The 17222-nt window shown below is 43.9% G+C and carries 16 protein-coding genes and 1 riboswitch; of the genes, 4 read left to right on the top strand and 12 right to left on the bottom strand.

The window, feature by feature from the left end; translation table 11 throughout:
* The 9 genes from F9817_RS09030 to F9817_RS09070 form a co-directional block, all read right to left on the bottom strand.
* Complete coding sequence (locus F9817_RS09030; protein ID WP_161154644.1) at positions 1-1026, bottom strand: ABC transporter ATP-binding protein; 1026 nt, start codon at positions 1024-1026, stop codon at positions 1-3.
* A complete protein-coding gene (locus F9817_RS09035; protein ID WP_161154646.1) occupies positions 1023-2048 on the bottom strand; it encodes an ABC transporter ATP-binding protein in 1026 nt (341 codons plus the stop codon). Before F9817_RS09035 ends, F9817_RS09030 begins: the two co-directional genes overlap by 4 nt.
* Positions 2048-2938, bottom strand: coding sequence for an ABC transporter permease (locus F9817_RS09040; RefSeq protein WP_161154648.1), 891 nt, complete (start codon positions 2936-2938; stop codon positions 2048-2050). Before F9817_RS09040 ends, F9817_RS09035 begins: the two co-directional genes overlap by 1 nt.
* Positions 2939-3002: 64 nt before the next feature.
* Complete coding sequence (locus tag F9817_RS09045; RefSeq protein ID WP_161154650.1) at positions 3003-3956, bottom strand: ABC transporter permease; 954 nt, start codon at positions 3954-3956, stop codon at positions 3003-3005.
* A 12-nt stretch (positions 3957-3968) separates the two neighbouring features.
* Positions 3969-5723 (bottom strand): ABC transporter substrate-binding protein, encoded by a 1755-nt coding sequence (locus F9817_RS09050; RefSeq protein ID WP_161154652.1) that lies wholly within the window; start codon positions 5721-5723, stop codon positions 3969-3971.
* A gap of 299 nt (positions 5724-6022) precedes the next feature.
* Positions 6023-6625 carry an alpha/beta hydrolase gene (locus tag F9817_RS09055; RefSeq protein WP_345789721.1) on the bottom strand — a complete coding sequence of 201 codons (603 nt, stop codon included), beginning with the start codon at positions 6623-6625 and terminating at the stop codon, positions 6023-6025.
* A gap of 15 nt (positions 6626-6640) precedes the next feature.
* Positions 6641-7609: a glutathione S-transferase family protein gene (locus F9817_RS09060; protein WP_161154656.1), complete on the bottom strand. Its 969-nt coding sequence runs from the start codon at positions 7607-7609 to the stop codon at positions 6641-6643.
* Positions 7610-7998: 389 nt separating this feature from the next.
* Complete coding sequence (locus F9817_RS09065; protein ID WP_161154658.1) at positions 7999-8469, bottom strand: DUF3237 family protein; 471 nt, start codon at positions 8467-8469, stop codon at positions 7999-8001.
* A gap of 359 nt (positions 8470-8828) precedes the next feature.
* The gene (locus F9817_RS09070) at positions 8829-9788 is read right to left on the bottom strand and encodes a transposase (protein ID WP_161154660.1); all 960 of its coding nucleotides are present in this window, start codon (positions 9786-9788) and stop codon (positions 8829-8831) included.
* A gap of 296 nt (positions 9789-10084) precedes the next feature.
* Between F9817_RS09070 and cobU the strand changes: the two genes are divergently transcribed.
* Positions 10085-10627: a bifunctional adenosylcobinamide kinase/adenosylcobinamide-phosphate guanylyltransferase gene (gene cobU, locus F9817_RS09075; RefSeq protein WP_161154662.1), complete on the top strand. Its 543-nt coding sequence runs from the start codon at positions 10085-10087 to the stop codon at positions 10625-10627.
* Between the two features lie 10 nt (positions 10628-10637).
* Positions 10638-11258, top strand: coding sequence for a histidine phosphatase family protein (locus tag F9817_RS09080; RefSeq protein WP_161154664.1), 621 nt, complete (start codon positions 10638-10640; stop codon positions 11256-11258).
* Positions 11259-11332: 74 nt separating this feature from the next.
* Here F9817_RS09080 and F9817_RS09085 read toward each other — a convergent pair whose 3' ends face one another.
* From F9817_RS09085 to cobA, 3 genes are all read right to left on the bottom strand, one after another.
* Positions 11333-12196 carry a GHMP family kinase ATP-binding protein gene (locus F9817_RS09085; RefSeq protein ID WP_161154666.1) on the bottom strand — a complete coding sequence of 288 codons (864 nt, stop codon included), beginning with the start codon at positions 12194-12196 and terminating at the stop codon, positions 11333-11335.
* On the bottom strand, positions 12189-13268 hold the full coding sequence (gene cobD / locus F9817_RS09090; protein ID WP_161154668.1) for a threonine-phosphate decarboxylase CobD: 1080 nt from the start codon (positions 13266-13268) through the stop codon (positions 12189-12191). Before cobD ends, F9817_RS09085 begins: the two co-directional genes overlap by 8 nt.
* 96 nt (positions 13269-13364) lie before the next feature.
* Positions 13365-14165 carry a uroporphyrinogen-III C-methyltransferase gene (gene cobA, locus F9817_RS09095; protein ID WP_161154670.1) on the bottom strand — a complete coding sequence of 267 codons (801 nt, stop codon included), beginning with the start codon at positions 14163-14165 and terminating at the stop codon, positions 13365-13367.
* A gap of 414 nt (positions 14166-14579) precedes the next feature.
* Positions 14580-14766: riboswitch (cobalamin riboswitch) on the top strand.
* 135 nt (positions 14767-14901) lie between these two features.
* Here cobA and F9817_RS09100 point away from each other — a divergent pair.
* Entirely contained in the window at positions 14902-16275 is a 1374-nt protein-coding gene (locus F9817_RS09100) for a cobyrinic acid a,c-diamide synthase CobB (protein WP_161154672.1), read from the top strand.
* Positions 16272-17222 carry an adenosylcobinamide-phosphate synthase CbiB gene (cbiB, locus tag F9817_RS09105; protein WP_161154674.1) on the top strand — a complete coding sequence of 317 codons (951 nt, stop codon included), beginning with the start codon at positions 16272-16274 and terminating at the stop codon, positions 17220-17222. The genes F9817_RS09100 and cbiB overlap by 4 nt, the downstream gene beginning before the upstream one ends.

Raw genomic sequence — 17222 nt, forward strand, 5'->3', positions numbered from 1 at the left:
CTAGGCTGGTTGATTGAGCTCTAAATCCTGCATCTTGAGGTCACTTTGGTATAGGTGACACGCAACCCAATGGTTACGGTTATCGTCGTTTGTCGCTAATTGCGGCGTATGCTTAGCGCATTGCTCGGTGGCTTTAGGGCAACGAGTACGAAACGTACATCCGCTTGGTGGAGCCAATGGGGAAGGGACGTCACCTTGTAGTAAGGTTTTCTGTTTGCGCTTGGTCGGATCTGGGATTGGGATTGATGCGAGTAACGCCTGCGTATAGGGATGTTTGGGGTTGCTGTAGAGTTCATTGGCAGGCGCTTTCTCTACCATACGCCCTAAGTACATCACTCCAACTTCATCACAAATATGTTGCACCACCGCAAGATCATGAGCAATAAACAGAAATGAAATACCTTTAGTGCGTTGCAGATCTGCAATCAGATTGAGCACCTGTGCCTGAACGGACACATCCAGCGCGGAAACGGGTTCATCAGCGACGATAAATTTAGGTTCAAGAATCAGTGCCCGAGCGATTCCAACCCGTTGACGTTGGCCACCGGAAAATTCGTGAGGATAACGGTTCAGCGCCTCGGGGCGTAAACCGACAATTTCCATCACTTCTGCTATTTTGGCTTCACGCTGCGCTTCAGTACCTATACGGTGTATATCCAATGGTTCGCGCAAAATATCATGGATGGTCATTCGCGGACTTAATGAGGCAAACGGGTCTTGGAAGATCATTTGCATCTCTTTCCGTTTATGTTTGAGTTCATCTGCACCGAGATGTACGACATCTTGACCGTTGATATTCACTTCACCGCCTGAGGGCTCTAACAGCCGTAAAAGACAGCGGCCTAGGGTTGATTTGCCGCAACCTGATTCACCGACAAGCCCCAATGTTTGACCCTGTTTAATTTGAAAGCTTACGTTATCCACAGCCTTGAGTAATAATTCTTGGCGATTGAACAGAGATTTTTTGCGTACGTTAAAGGTTTTTGTGAGTTGTTTAACGTCAACTAAAACAGTATCGGTATTCATGCTACGCTCTCCTCTAAATGAAAACACGCCACTTGATGATGTGAGAACGTCGTATCGTTTAACGGCTGCCTCGATGCCACGTGTTCCAGAGTTGGCGATTGTTCCTGACACTGATCGCTTGCCTTAGGACAGCGGTCAGCAAAACGGCAGCCACGCGGAAGATGAAACAGATCGGGAACCATGCCTTCGATAGTGGGTAATTGGGCAATTTTTTCTTCTCGTACGACCGGAATGGAGGCCAGTAATCCTCGCGTATAAGGGTGTTGTGGCGCGGCAAATATGGCTTCGACAGAGCCTTGTTCAACCACTTCGCCGCAATACATCACAACCACACGATCACAGGATTCTGCGACAACGCCAAGATCGTGAGTCACTAGCACCACCGACATATTCATTTCGTCTTTAAGCCGCACAATCTCTTGCATGACTTGAGCCTGGATAGTGACATCAAGGGCTGTCGTTGGTTCATCGGCGAGCAGTAATGCCGGATGACAGGAGAGGGCCATCGCAATCATCACACGTTGACGCATGCCTCCAGAGAGATGGTGAGGATAGTCGTTGATGCGTTTTTCTGGCGCGGGAATGCCGACCGTACGTAGCATTTCGATGGCACGCTGTTTTGCTTCTTTGCGAGAAATATCATTATGATTGCGCAGCACATCGATCATTTGCGTATTGATTTTCAGCACTGGGTTCAGCGCCGTCATCGGTTCTTGGAAAATCATGGATATGTCATTGCCACGAATGTTACGGTACTGTTTTTCTGTTAAGCCAACAAGCTCTTGCCCCTGAAATTGAATGCTTCCACCAGCAATCGTTCCGGGCGGAGAAGGTATGAGCCCCATCACTGCCAGTGATGTGACGGACTTACCACAACCTGACTCGCCCACTATCGCGAGCGTTTCACCGGGATAAACGCTAAAGCTCACTTCATTGATGGCTCTTGCGATACCTTTGTCCGTTTTAAATTCTACGCACAGATTCTTTACATCCAGTAACGGCGTTAAAGTCGTTTGATTCATTAGGCTACCTTCCGTGGGTCAAGGGCATCTTGGAGCGAGTCTGAGAACATATTGAATGCCAATACCAAGATAAATAGCGGGATAGAGGCGGCAAAAAAGTTACAAAAGTGACCGGATGTTACCTCTGTACTCGCTTCGGCAATCATCACACCCCAACTGATGCTGTCTTTTACCCCTAGGCCTAAAAAGCTCAGAATCACTTCGCTTTTAATCGCGGTAATAAACAGTAAAGTCATATCAACGAGTAGTAAGTGCAAGGTGTTTGGTAGCAGGTGACGGAAGATAATACGCAAGGTAGGCACCCCCAGTGAGTGGGCAGCTTCGGTAAATTCCATGTTTTTTAGCTTGATCACTTCAGCGCGAATGACGCGAGCGGTGCTGGTCCAAAAAGCGACGATCATCGCGATGTGCATGGCGTAAGGATTATCTTGTAGAGCCACCGCAATCGCGGCCACTAACAGGAAGTAGGGAATACAGTCGATACTGTTCATCAACCACAGCACAAACTCATCTAACCAAGTGTTGGAGTAGTACCCCATCAGAGCACCAAATCCACCACCTAAAATAATGGAGAAAAAGGCGACACTCAAACCAACTTGAAAGGCGGTTTTGGTGCTGTATAAACTGCGTTGTAAAATATCTTGGCCATTGATGGTTGTGCCAAACCAGTATTGCATACTCGGCCCTAAGCGACCGTTGGCCAGTAATTCATCCCAGTGCTGACCAATCAGGCCGCACCATACCAGTAAAGCGATGACAAAAAATATCAGTACCACCGTCAAACTGAGCATGCCGATTTTATCGTGGCGAAATTTCTGAAACGCTTTGCTCCAAAGCGACTCTCTTTTGGGGGCGACGTTGATGCCCCTGTGTGTCATTACATCTGTCATATTGATTCTCCGCCGTTTCATAACAAGCTGAAACGTAATGGGTAATGCGGTTATTATTGTTTATTTAATTGAGGTCTATCCTTGGGTCGACCAATTTATAAATGACATCCACCACGCTCACGACCACGATGTAAAGCAGTGTGACTAACACTATCACGGCTTTTAAAATCGGCAGATCGCCTGTGGTAATGGCGTTATAGGTAATCAGACCAACGCCAGGAATGCCAAAATAACTTTCTAGCAGCAGCGAGCCGCCAACCAGAACAAAAGGAATGGAAAAAATAACGCGGGTAATAATTGGGATCAGCGCATTTTTTAATACGTGTTTGATCAATATTTGTAATGTGGAATGACCGAACGCTCGCGCCGTGCGAATATGATCACGAGTCATCTCTTCCACCAGAATCGCGCGATAAAAACGTGTGGTATATCCAACTGATACAAAGATAGTACACAGTGTCGGTACGGTGACATAATAGAGGTAGTCACCAAAGGTCTGAGTTGACCAACCATACACCGGAAACCAATTGAGCCCATAGCTCGAACAGAAGAGCAACTGAATCCCGATAATCGCGATGATATAAGAGATACTCATACCAACCACTGACGAAGACATCACCAGTTTATCCAACCAGTTTCCGCGATTATGAGCGGCGATCAGACCCAAAATGATACTGATAACATGGCCGAGAATAAAACCAGGTAGGCCCAACATCAACGAAATAGGAATGGTGCGTTCCAGGATAGTCGTGACCAGTTCACCACTGGAATCGGAGTATCCAAAGTTAAACGTCACGATCTGTTTGAGATAAGTTAAGTAGCGCGTCCAAAAAGGTAAGTCATAACCGAGTTGATGACGAACTTCCGCAATCTGAGCGACCGTCGGGTTGCGTCCTAATAAATCATAGGTTTTGTCTGGGCCGAAGTAGACCATAAGCACAAAACTAATGAGTGTGACGCCGAAAAGCAGCGGAAGGCTGTAAACCAGCTTCCGCAGACAATATTTGATTGTTTCCATCACACTCTCTTACTACTTCACTGCTACGTATTTAAAGTAGTTACCTAGAATGCTAGATTCTGGCCACATGACGGCGTCTTTATGCCATAGTGCAACGCCTGTGCGAGAGAAGCTACCAATACCGACACAATCATCAACCAACATTTTGTTCATTTGTTTGTATATGGCTGTGCGCTCAGGGCTTGGCTGCATAACTGAGGATTGTTTGAAGAGTTTGTCGTACTCCGGGTTGCTGTAGTTGGCACTGTTTGCGCCGGGTGAACGGTTTGGCCCATAGAAGAGTTGCAGAGTGTTTTCTGCATCTGGGTAGTCTAGGCTCCAACCCATAGGGACTAATTGGGTTTTGCTATTTTTAAGGTCCTTATTAAAGTCACCAAATGTAGCGTAGGCTTTAAACTTAATTTTCTCTTTGGGATAGCCAATTTTAATTAAATTACCGCGAAACTGCTCATACATTTGTTTGTCAATGACGCTGGAGACGGCTGGGTAATGAATCACAGGCAGGTTATGTTTATTCCAACCGTTGTCTTTTAATAACTTCTTCGCAAGCGCGATATTTTGCTTAATCGCGTCTTGACCCATATTCGGATCAAAACCATCGGTTCCCGGAACAATAAATCCAGCATAAGCGTGTCCTAAACCTAAATAGAAGCGTTGAATACGTTGTGGCCAGCTAAATGAATGAACAATGGCGCAGCGCAGGGCTTTATTTTCTTTATTGGTTTTCGGATTGTTGCTATGGCCGAAATAGTCATCATCAAAGTTAAACATATTAAATACCATGCCGGTTTCTGTCGCGACGCGGTAATTGTATTTTTTAGCAAACTCAGGTTTTAATTTGACGGGATCGCGAGAGGCAAGTACGAGATCCATCTGCTCATTGCGTAATGATGTATTTTGGATTTCATCGGATTTCGTGAATGAGTTCCAACGTGCAGACCCTTGTTTTATCCAACTGACCTCGACTTTATCGACAAAGGGCATCGCTTTGCCATCTAATTGATCAATGCCAGTAAAACCGTGCACTTTCGGGTCGTAACCTTCTGCTTTTGCGTGGAAGATGTCTTTGCGATAAGTGGGGTTACGTAGCAGCACAGTTTTGGTGCTGTTGGTCGATTGCATCTTAAATGGCCCACTGCCGACAGGGTGTAAACCAAATTCACGCCCATATTTTTCGACGGCTTCATGCGGTACGAACGCGGCATATCCCATGGTTAACGTATAAGTAAGCTGTGGGAAGGGTTGGGTGAGATGTATCTGAATGGTGTGGTCGTCAAGTGCTTTCAAACCGGAAATCGGTTTACTGTAATCCGCGCCGGCTTTTTTCCATTCATCTAGCCCTGCAATTTTCCCTTCCCAGACCCAAGCGCCCTGAGCGCGATTTTTGGGGTCGTAATTGCGCTTCATGGAATAAATAAAATCTTGAGCGGTGACTTCACGACCTTTGCCGTTTTTGAATGCAGGATCATCGCTAAAATGGACGCCTTGCTTGATTTTTATGGTGTAGGTTAGGCCATCTTTGGAGACTTGGGGCATACCGTCAGCCAAGTTTGGTTCAACTTGAAATGGGCGGGCGAGATACTTGTATTCATATAGGGTATCGTAGACTGCAGTAACAATTTCATTGCTGTAAACGGTGCCAGATTGAACAGGATCGAAGGTGCTGGGGGTACCACTGTCTGAAAAACGAAACACTTTTTCGTCACTGGCGTGTGCGCAGGTGGCGGCAATAAGCGCTGCCAAAGGCAGTAGCTTGAGTGCTTTCATACAAACTCCTTTTGTATTTAATGCAAATTGTATTAGCGTTCATTAATTGTCTGATTAAATTCCATTTATTGATATTAAAATCGGATTTATTAATGACTAAAAAAATAGTATGCTATCCAGGTGGAAAGTAAGCTATTTAGTATTTATAGATTAATTAGCTGGCTAATTTAGATAAAGATGCATTTAATAATGGACGAATATTCAAGGTTATTTGAAAAAAGAAATGATTATTTTTGTGCGGCGCTGTGAATAATTATTCAAAGTGGTTCCCTTAAATTAGGGAAGCACTTTGGAAAATGCTAAAGCATTTTTTCAATTTGCTGGCGAATGACTGGGATCATTTGACTACCGATGGAGTGACCGACTTCATTCGATGTGAACGCTTCAGGAGTGGCACCTGCGGCTTGGAGCCACTGATAACTTTCCTGAGCCTTACTGATGTCAATAACAGGATCATCATTATCATGGATAAAAGTAATTGGTGGCCAGTTATCTCGTTTGTCTACCGGGCCGGAAAGACGCCCCGCGATAGAAATGACCCCTTTCACTGGAAATCCGGCAGCAGCGGCATGCAAAGACATAATCGATCCTTGAGAAAATCCGACCAGAATGGTGTCTTCCAATGGCCCATAACTTTCTAATACTTCTTTGAGTTTTGGTAGTGCCATCTCTACACGCTGTAAACGATTCTCCTCGGTAACCCCACTAATTGAGAACCATTGGCGGCCGTATGCTGAGCCATCAAAAGGATAGGGCCCGTCGGGGGTGAAGGCATCTAAGCCCAACTCGTCAAGATGAAGCATGTTGATTAGAGGGGAGAACGTTTCACCATTTGCTCCCACTCCGTGTAAAAATATAACCCTTGCCATGTGGACTTCCTTTTTAATTCTATAAGCTATTATCGCGACAAATCGTCGCTATTTTACTGAATTTAACAACGCGTTTACGTGTTTAGGTCCTATTGGACGAATGCCCGTAGGGTTCAATGTTTTAATTGAATAGTATCCACGTGTAATGTGATCCATATTAACCGTTTTCGCGATGCCTGGTAATTGGTAAATACGCGCTAAGAAGGCACTTAAATTTGGGTAATCGGCAATCTGCTTCAGATTCGTTTTGAATATCCCGTGGTAGGCTGCATCAAAACGAATCAAGGTAACAAAGGCTCTAATATCGGTTTCTGTTAATTGGTTACCAAAGAGATAATGTTGTCCTTGAAGACGTTCTTCTAGCTCATTAAGCATGGTAAACACGCCGTTGACTGCTTCATCGTAAGCTTCTTGTGATGAGGCAAAACCTGATTTGTACACCCCATTATTTAACAGATTATACAAGCGAGGATTCAGCTCGTCGATTTGACCAGCAAGCTCTGCTGGATAAAGATCGTAATCATTATTGGCCAAATCACCAAAGGCGGTATTAAACATACGTAAAATATCGGCACTCTCGTTATTCACCATGACATTATTCTTCATGTCCCACAGTGCGGGGACTGTCGCGCGACCGGTAAACGTTGGATCAGCACGGGTGTATAATTCATGAATGTATTGGGCACCAAATAATGGGTCTTCATCCGCTTGATCATAGCCGCCGAATTGCCACCCTTGGTCGGTCAGTGTCGGATTAACTATGGTAATAGGAATATGTTGCTCCAACCCTTTTAGCGTTCTTGCCATTAAAGTACGCGAGGCCCACGGACAAATATAGGCGACATAAAGGCGATAACGACCAGATTCTGCCTTAAATCCCGCTTCACCTGTTGGACCCGCACTCCCATCTGGTGTGATCCAATTACGAAACGAGGACACTTGGCGTACGAAGCGTCCTTTATCATCTTTATTTTGTACCGGTTGCCAATTTTCAGACCATTTGCCATTTACTAACATTGCGTTACCTTACTTCTCGCTACCTATGCAAGTACGGTATCACGGCTATATTGACTATAAAATGGTGATGATGTTGAGTTATCATCCCCAAAACGTTGATAATTATGAGTGGTTATACCCAAATGACCTCAAGATGCAGGATTCAGAGCTTCATCAAGGAGCCTAGGTCAAGCTCAATCACGGCAGGAATGGTCATTCCCTTTTAACGTGATTGAGCGCAGAAATAGGTTTGTTGATGAGCTCCCAAAGGGCGAGTTGTATTCGCTCCTAGGCGGTGTTACTGATTTTTAACGTAGAATGACTATGTCTTCAAATCAGTGCCTTGCCTAAGAGCGAATACATTCTCGCTGAAACAGCATCTTGAGGTTACTTGGGTATATAAGCGGATATTATTTAACCCGATACATATCCAAGAACACGCCGCTTGCAGTACGCTGGGCGGTACAGATAAACACGCTTTCGGTTAACCATTTTAAGGAGTCATCATATACTTCAAAGGTTGGCACCGTTTTGAAATAGATATCTTGGGCTGGAATCTCATTGAAAAAACGCATATCTTCTGCAAATAGTTGATCACGCCACTGTTCAGGAATTCGGCGTATTCCATTGTTTTCTATATAAAAGCTTGCACCGTTATGGGTTTTAATTGCGTAACGTGCAGATAAATGACACAACCCATCACTGTCGATCACTTGGCTATCAATACCACCGGGTAAGACTTCACCAGTAATTTCTCCAGAAACGACACCTGATGCGATTGGAATCAATTGACGTTTGCCATAGACCTTATCGCAACTCACAACGTGTGGTTTATCAACTTGAATTTCGATACGAAAAGAAAACTCTAACTCTGGTGTCATAATACCTCTCTATTAGAATCTATTAAATGATAACCCTACATATTCAACTATAATATCGTTTTAATTCAGTTGGTTATGCTATTGAAAGTGATTGTAATCTAGTTTGCTAAATTAGTGCAAACTTCCTTTAACGAGGACACGCACCTTAACCAAATATATCGGGGACAGTCGCTTTTCATTAAGGACAGTCGCATTAACGTCATTGTTTTAACGGATATAAATTCGCAAAAGCGCTAACGATTCGGTTTTCTTTGATGGTAAGGAGAGGAAAATCGGCAGGATTTCATTATTAAATATCCATCAAGCGAATTTGGAACGGTTTTAGCTGATATAGACGGCTTATGAGTTGTGTTAGAGCGTTAAGAAATGTGTATACCAACCATGCGTTTTCTTTTTAGCTTGGTTTTTGCTTGGTTAAGTTGATAAGAGCTTCCAACCCAAAGGTAAGATTTCTTTTCCAAATTGGTACACAAAGAGAAGTATTCTTGATGTGATAGTTTTAATCGATCGAAGATTTCTGGGTAATTGTCGTTTATATATCCAGGCTTATTATTTCTGACTTGTCGGCCAACCCAATCTAACAATTCGAGGTAATCCATGAGATGAAAGGGGATGGCATACTGGTTATGAAGCTCCTCTCCAACAAAATCTGCTAAAGGTGGAGTAGACATCTTCCCCTGCTTTAAATGGTTTAGTCTGAGTTTTATAGAGGTAAAGTCCGATTGCTCCGGTGTAGCAGCTAATTTCGCTCTGACAGGGTTGAGATCGACGTAGGTCATTGCTGCCATTAATGCTTTTTCATCGAGTAACGCTTGTGATTTAAAACGGCCTTCCCAAAATCGACCGGTGCATTCATCTTCTTGGTTTGCTTGCACCGCAATTGCATAATTGAGTTCTTTCATAAACCAACTCAATGACGACAAACGTTCACGCCATATTTGAATAAGTTTCTTACATGCTTTGAGTGCAGATTTTGAAATGTGTTCTCCAGATATAAAGCGTTGAATTAGTGGGTGCATTTTATGCTCAGTGCACCAACGTTCAATGACTTGATGATCGCTCAAGGTTTGTGCTGATTTATTATCAATATAGGCAACAAGGTGGTAATGATTACTCATGACAGAATAAGCACAGATTTGAATACAATAGATTGAGGCCAACGTGAGTATTCTGTTTTCGATCCAAGCGCGGCGATGTTCGTAATTCCTACCTGTTAGCTCATCTTTACCGCATAAAAAGGAGCGTCGAACACAGCGAGAAACGCAGTGATAATAGGGAGTAATCTCTGGGCAAATGAGTTGGGAACGCGCTGTCGTCATGGCTATTCAGTTGAGATAAATAAATCTCATGCTGCCTAACAAACAGGGCTCAGACGAACCGTTGGACGTCAAATTTCGAGTGATATCAGTTTGTTTACATCTTTGGTTTATGTTGATTACATTTAAAGTGTGATCTGGTGTGTCTGATTAACTGTTATTATGCGTGTCCTTTAAAAAACATCTTTTAAAAAAGAGTGTTTTAAAACATAACCGCAATAACTGAAAACTGGCTATTTACAGTGATTATGGCGATAATCAAGGACTTAAACACTAAAAGTAGTATTGTGGAGACGGTATTGAGTATTCATTTTTTATTGGGTGGTGCACGTAGCGGTAAATCAAGTTATGCAGAGGCGTTAGCTTTTGCGCAATGGCAAAAGCAGGGCGGGACATTACATTATATTGCGACTGCAACACCTTTTGATGATGAAATGAGGCATCGAATTGAAATGCATCAAGAGCGTCGTGGCTGTGAATGGTCTAATCACGAGTGTCCTCGTAAATTATCCGATAAGCTCACGGAATTTTCGAGTCAGGATATAGTGTTAATTGACTGTTTAACCTTATGGCTCAATAACGTTATTTATAATGATGGCGACACAGCAACGCCAGAAATGATAGAGCAAGAAGTTAAAACATTAGCGTCAGCTTTAAGTGTGTGTCCTGCAAAAGTGTATTGTGTATCAAATGAAGTTGGCTTGGGGATTATTCCCCTTGGTGAGGTGACTCGATTGTATGTAGACCATGCTGGTTGGATGAATCAAGCTGTCGCGAAAGTTGCCCAAGAGGTTACTTTTATGGCTGCAGGCTTACCTATGGTTTTAAAAAACAAGCAATAGGTGAATAGTTATGGCCCAAACGATCAACTTTTATCTGATTCGACATGGTAAAACTCTTAATCCATCAGCACTGAATGGTCGTACTGATGTGGAAGTTGCCCCAAATATTCAAGAACATATCGCTACTTGTTTGAATAAATACTCATTTGAAAATATTATTTCTTCCCCACTAAGGCGCTGTTGCGACGTAGCAAAAAGGCTACAACAGCTATCAATGAAACCTTTAGTTATTGCTCCGGAATTTCAAGAACTTGATTTCGGGACGTTTGACGGTGTTGATTATGATCGTCTAGGAGATGACTGGTCGATTTTAGAACGTTTTTGGCAAGACCCTGCCAATCATCCTTTACCCGACTCTGAGCCCATTTCTACTGGATACCATAGAGTGATTCAAGAGTGGCAGCGATGCGTAGCCGCAGCGACGCAAGATACGATGATCATTACTCATGGAGGGACGATACGTTTTATTTTGGCTTATTTGCTTGGCGCAGATTATACCGATTCAAAATGGTATAGCGTGTTACAGATAGCTAACCAAAGTGTCACGCATGTACAGCTGCTGCGTTATGATGAGCAGAACTATTTTACTGTTAAATCCATTGGCTTAGCTCTGCCTGAACTTGGTGCTTAACGCGACTGTCCTTTTAAGTTGGCGCTTAACTTGAGGTGTGTGTCCTCATTAATAACTTAAGGTGTGTGTCTTCATTAACGGACACCGCCTGTAATCAGATGTTGGTAATGCATGCTGTGGTAGAAGCCGAGAATATCGAGGTTTTTAATTTGCGCGACCACTTTTTCAATATCGTGACGATGCTCGTCGTACAATAAACCAATCACACTGCCGCTATGAGCAAGGTTCACACCGTATAATCCTTGGCGCTCAACAATGTCGAGCAGTGAATAGAATAAGGGTTTAGGCAGTATTTTCTGACTTTCAATCGCACTCAATGTTGCTGCTTCACCCAGCAGTGCTTTGTCTTGTTCATCAATCGCATTTTTGAGCAGGCGGTGGGCTTTATCGAGTTGGTTGGCGGAAGATTGTAATTTTTCAAAACGCTTCATGCGGTGATAGTCCGCTGTTTCTAGATTGATTGAGCTTTCGAGCACTAATACATTCATCGAATCAATGGTTCCTAGCGACTCAATAATCTCACCATTGTTGTGATCAAACAGTGTCAGAGTATCGAATATGGTGCCATCGGTTGGTTCTAAACGGGTACACAAATGAGCTAAATCCGTTTGATTTAGCTCCTGCCCAAAATATCGAGCGGTGGCCATGATAGTGGCGGCAACGTCCGCTGTGCTGCTAGCCATGCCCTTGGCTTTAGGTATGTTTGAGCTGATATGAAGTGTCAGGTTATCTGCTGCATCAGTGGGTTGCTGCAAAAAGTCTAATGTGATTGTAAAGGCCTTTTGCGCCATATGATGAGCGTTATTGGTCTGAGAGTTATCATCAGTGACTTCAGCAGTTGAAAACCAGTCGATCGGACAGGAAACGAGCTTTTCACCCCCTTCAATCCAACCTTGGATTAATTCACCACAAGACGCAGGGCAGGTCGCTTTAGTCATGATTAAGTACCTCTTTTAGTGCGGCGATCAATTTCAAGTTATCTGAATGAGATTTAATCGCCACACGATAGTATTGATGATTAAGCGCAGGATAATTCGCACAACTACGAATTAAAATCCCATACTGCATCAGCTCTTCTTGTAGCTTACTATCAGGGACTTTATGTTTAAAGAATAAATAGTTAGCGCTAGGAGGGGAGCACTCTAATGCAGAGAATTGGTTGAGCTCTTGCCACATGAATTCTTGTTGCTGAGTTAGCCATAGGTGGGTGTGTTCAACGTATTTTTGATCGCGGAAAAGGTATTCACCGGCGGTTGCAGCCAACGCATTAATTGTCCAAGGTTCGCGCAGATCGCGCATTCCATCAAGAACAGCTTCATTTGCTGACACCATGTATCCTAAACGTAATCCTGGCAGCGCATAAAACTTAGTCAATGAACGTAATATATACAGGTGCGGGTAATCGTTTAAACATTCGATAAGACTTTGACGCTCAGGAATAAAATCAATGAAGGATTCGTCGATAAATAAGGCGATATCATACTCTTCACAGCGCTCGACTATCTGAATTAACAATTCAAGTTCTGGAATTAATCCAGTTGGATTATTTGGCGTACACAAAAATAAGCAATCGTATTCTGGGGACAAGGCGTCAAGAAATTGCACTGTAAGAGCAAAGCCGGTTTTTTCATCTAAAGAGTATTGGGTGATTTCACATCCATCGCGTGTTAATGCTCGGCGATATTCACCAAAAGTAGGTTCAACTATCAGTGCATGTTGTGGTTGCTGCTGCTGTACCCATAGAAAAATAAGTTCGGTTGCACCATTACCTGCAACGACATTATGAGGGGGGAGTTGATGATGTTGTGCTAATGCTTGATGAAGATCTTGATAATCAATATCGGGATAGACCTCTAAGCGATCTAAATGGACCGTTAATATATCGCGCAAAAATGGTGGCATTCCGAGTGGATTTATATTTGCACTGAAATCGGTAATATCAGCAGGAGCAAGACCATACTGCTCTGCCATTTGAAGCACGTTACCACCATGTTGCCCGCTTTTGGCCATGATTAATTCCCAGAGTAATGTTGTGTTGTTATATCAGTGATACTTAAGCATGACATTGAGCTAAGTATCATTTAGTGTCGTATTAATGTAACCGTCTTACAGTGAATATTCGACGGCTGGGTTATTATGAGTTAGCTGTTGTTCAATAATTACTTGATTCGTCGCTGTAAATTCTAAAATACTGTGTTTAGCAGCTACTTGTCCAATCACAATTAATGCAGGAGAGCGTAAATTTTTTTGTTTGACCTCCTGTGCAAGATTCGCAATATCACTGACGATCACTTCTTGGTTCGCACAGGCAGCATATCGTACGACGGCTGCAGGTGTGTCTGCTGATTTTCCATGTTCGATAAGCGCAGCACATATGGCTTCGATTTGGCTCATTCCCATTAAAATCACCAAGGTACCGTCAAGTCGGGCGTATTGCGGCCAATCAACAGGATCTTTACCGGCACGTAAATGTCCCGTTACGACATGAAAGGAAGCGGCGCAGTCTCGATGGGTAACAGGAATACCAGCGTATGCAAGGCCACCAATTGCAGAAGTAATTCCTGGAACCACCTCGAATGCAATGGAATGTTCATACAACGCTTCAGCTTCTTCGCCACCGCGACCAAATACGTAAGGATCACCACCTTTTAAGCGAACGACTTTTTTACCCAATTTGGCGTGTTCAATGAGCAGTTGATTAATCTCATCTTGGGGAATGGGGTGATAGTTAGGCTGTTTTCCCACATTAATTTTACAGCAAGCAGGGCTTGCTTCTTCAATGAGCTCTGGACAAACGAGGCGGTCGTAGATGAGTACATCGGCATTACGTATGCAGTTAAGGCCTTTTACTGTGATTAGCGAAGGGTCGCCAGGACCTGCGCCAACTAGCCATACTTTTCCTTTCATAGGTGTTGAGTCTCTTATCCAGTGTTATTGAAATTTATCTTCACACTAACATTGTCAAATTGGGCTTTTTTTGAGCCACGACAATAATGTGTCAGTTAAGTTAGGACCACTTTTATAATACGGTGTAACACCTAAGTTTTTGATCTATATCATGGTTGATATCCATCTTTATTAATATGGTGGCACTTCAATCTTGTGTAACAGTGAATCGAGATTGACATTATTGATGGTAAACAATGATATCCAATGCGTTGCAGGTAGATATTATCGATGTGTCTAGCAGGACACACGTATTAAGCAAATTGTAAATATACGTGCTACAAGTTCCACCTTAGCAAGGTAAAACGTATGAGCATAGGTTATGATGGAGGCCTGTAATAACCGATTAAATAATCAGTTGTCACAGTAATTTGACAATAAAAGTAAGACAGTAATGCGCATGATAATTCATGCACCGGAAGTGAGGTGAAAATCCTCCGCAGCCCCCGCTGCTGTAATGCTGACAATTTGGTAAAACCACTGTTAAGTCATCCAAACTTAATGGGAAGGACCAATGAGAATGACGCTAAGCCAGAAGACGAATTACTGCCTGTTCCAAGACTCATACAGAGGCACTTCGGTGGGAAGTGGTTGGAAATGAACACGGGATATGTCCGTGGCCGTTTGCACACCCGTTCTCTTTTCAAGGGATACTCACTCAGTGCTTCACCCAAAATTGATATCTAGTGGTGAAGAAATGAAAGCATTTGTCGTAGCCGGCACAAACAGTGGATGTGGGAAGACCACAATCACATTAGGACTTCTTAAGGCACTTACGCAGCGTAAGCTTGCGGTGCAGCCATATAAAGTCGGCCCAGATTATATCGATACTGCATGGCACACGAAGGTGTCTGGTGTAGCATCGCGCAATCTTGATGCCTTTATGTTATCCAGCAACACTTTGCACAATGTATTTACCAGCCACACTCAGCAAGCAGATATCGCCGTGATTGAAGGCGTGATGGGGTTATACGACGGCTATGGTACCGATCCACACTATTGCAGTACGGCGGGACTGGCGCGAGATCTGCAGTTACCTGTGATTTTAGTTGTTGATGGCCGCGCTGTATCTACCTCAGCGGCAGCGACTGTGATGGGGTTTCAACATTTTGACCCTGATTTAAACATCGCTGGCGTCATTTTCAATAACGTCAATTCTGAGAGTCATCTTGACCTCATTCGCCAAGCGGTAGAAAAATATTGTGACGTTCCAGTTCTCGGTCGCTTACCCAAGTTGCCACAAATAGAGTTGCCTTCTCGGCATTTAGGTTTATTAACCGCTCAGGAGTCAGCCAAATTCGATCCTCATTGGCAAACGTTAGGTGAGGCGATTGAAGAGCATATCGATATTGATGCATTGCTTCAGATGAGCGAACTTGATGCGACGTCGTATACGCCGCAGGCGATTCCATCTCCAGTAGAGACATCATGGGGAGCAGGGCTGCGTGTCGCCGTTGCTCTCGACAACGCGTTTAACTTCTATTACCAAGATAATTTAGACTTACTGAAAGCCAGTGGTTTGGACATCGTTCCTTTTAGCCCGCTGACTGACGCGTGTGTCCCTGATTGTGACTGCGTGTATATCGGCGGCGGGTACCCAGAATCTTACGGTAAAGAGCTGGCCGCTAATCAAACCATGCGCGATTCACTGCAAGCACTTCATCGAGCGGGTACGCCAATTTATGCCGAGTGTGGCGGTTTGATGTATTTGGGCGATGCACTAACAGATACTGACGGCGAACGCCATGAAATGGTGGGCATTTTGTCGGGCGAGAGTCAGATGACCAAATCGCTCAAGCGCTTTGGTTATTGTTTTGCGCGGGCAACCCAAGACACCTTGTTAGTCTCTGAAAATCAGGTGTTACGTGGTCACGAATTTCATTACTCAGAATTTAATACTGAATTAGATCCAGTCTTCGATATGACCAAAGAGCGCGATGGCGACATCATTGCTCAGTGGGGTGGTGGCTATCAAGTGGGCAATACTTTCGCGACTTATTTACATCTTCATTTTGCGCAGAATCCAGACATTCTACGTCATTGGTTGGCCACAGCGAGGCAAGCACAATGAGCCTATTTCTTATTTGGCTAGCATTTGTTGTCGATTGGCTGGTGGGCGATCCACCCAACTGGCCTCATCCGATTCGTTGGATCGGTTCATCGATCAGCCGTATGGAAAAAGGGTTACGTCGTTTAGGTGAAAAACCACAATGGCTAAAAATAGCGGGAGTCTTATTGTGGGTTGTGATTGTTGGCGGCAGTTATGTCGTGGTCGAAAGCGTTTTGGTGGCAAGTTACCACTGGCACTGGACCATTGGTCGTGTGACTGAATTATGGCTGACCGTCACTGTTTTAGCCGGTAAATGCCTAAAAGATTGCGCGTTAGCGGTAATGAAGCCGCTTAAACAGCAAGATATTGGTGAGAGCCGCATTCAACTCTCATACATTGTTGGTCGTGATACCAGTCAACTTGAGGAGCCACAAATTACCCGAGCGACGGTTGAAACCGTTGCGGAAAACACCATTGATGGCGTCATTGCGCCACTGTTTTATCTTTTTATTGGCGGTGTGCCATTGGCTATGGCTTACAAAGCAGTCAATACCCTCGATTCCATGGTGGGATACAAAAACGAGCGCTATCAAGATTTAGGATGGTTTTCAGCGAAAGCGGATGATCTGTTTAACTGGATTCCAGCCCGGTTAGGGTGGTTGTTATTTACTTTTGCCGCGTGGTGTTTACGTCTTGATTGGCAAAGTGCTCTACACATCGGTTGGCGTGACCGCCGCCAGCATAAAAGCCCCAATGCAGCTTGGTCTGAAGCGACCGTCGCGGGTGCTCTAGGCATTCAGCTAGGTGGCCCTAACCGTTATTTTGGCCAATGGGTCGAGAAACCTTGGCTGGGAGATAAAAAGCGTGAGATTACCCCAAACGACATCGTTCTAACCAATCGTATGATGTTCATTGCTTCAAGCGCTGCTTTAGTCCTGTTTACTGTTATTTATTTGATGATTCATTAG

This window comes from Vibrio eleionomae (assembly GCF_009874545.1).
Lineage (GTDB): Bacteria > Pseudomonadota > Gammaproteobacteria > Enterobacterales > Vibrionaceae > Vibrio > Vibrio nitrifigilis.

Bases quoted from the DNA above. Each gene is read 5' to 3' on its own strand.
- F9817_RS09040 (WP_161154648.1), bottom strand. From the start codon at position 2,938: ATGACAGATGTAATGACACACAGGGGCATCAACGTCGCCCCCAAAAGA.
- F9817_RS09085 (WP_161154666.1), bottom strand. From the start codon at position 12,196: ATGACTAAAGCGACCTGCCCTGCGTCTTGTGGTGAATTAATCCAAGGT.
- F9817_RS09030 (WP_161154644.1), bottom strand. From the start codon at position 1,026: ATGAATACCGATACTGTTTTAGTTGACGTTAAACAACTCACAAAAACC.
- F9817_RS09045 (WP_161154650.1), bottom strand. From the start codon at position 3,956: ATGGAAACAATCAAATATTGTCTGCGGAAGCTGGTTTACAGCCTTCCG.
- cobD (WP_161154668.1), bottom strand. From the start codon at position 13,268: ATGGCCAAAAGCGGGCAACATGGTGGTAACGTGCTTCAAATGGCAGAG.
- cobA (WP_161154670.1), bottom strand. From the start codon at position 14,165: ATGAAAGGAAAAGTATGGCTAGTTGGCGCAGGTCCTGGCGACCCTTCG.
- F9817_RS09050 (WP_161154652.1), bottom strand. From the start codon at position 5,723: ATGAAAGCACTCAAGCTACTGCCTTTGGCAGCGCTTATTGCCGCCACC.
- F9817_RS09035 (WP_161154646.1), bottom strand. From the start codon at position 2,048: ATGAATCAAACGACTTTAACGCCGTTACTGGATGTAAAGAATCTGTGC.
- F9817_RS09060 (WP_161154656.1), bottom strand. From the start codon at position 7,609: ATGTTAGTAAATGGCAAATGGTCTGAAAATTGGCAACCGGTACAAAAT.
- F9817_RS09065 (WP_161154658.1), bottom strand. From the start codon at position 8,469: ATGACACCAGAGTTAGAGTTTTCTTTTCGTATCGAAATTCAAGTTGAT.
- F9817_RS09080 (WP_161154664.1), top strand. From the start codon at position 10,638: ATGGCCCAAACGATCAACTTTTATCTGATTCGACATGGTAAAACTCTT.
- F9817_RS09070 (WP_161154660.1), bottom strand. From the start codon at position 9,788: ATGACGACAGCGCGTTCCCAACTCATTTGCCCAGAGATTACTCCCTAT.
- F9817_RS09100 (WP_161154672.1), top strand. From the start codon at position 14,902: ATGAAAGCATTTGTCGTAGCCGGCACAAACAGTGGATGTGGGAAGACC.
- cbiB (WP_161154674.1), top strand. From the start codon at position 16,272: ATGAGCCTATTTCTTATTTGGCTAGCATTTGTTGTCGATTGGCTGGTG.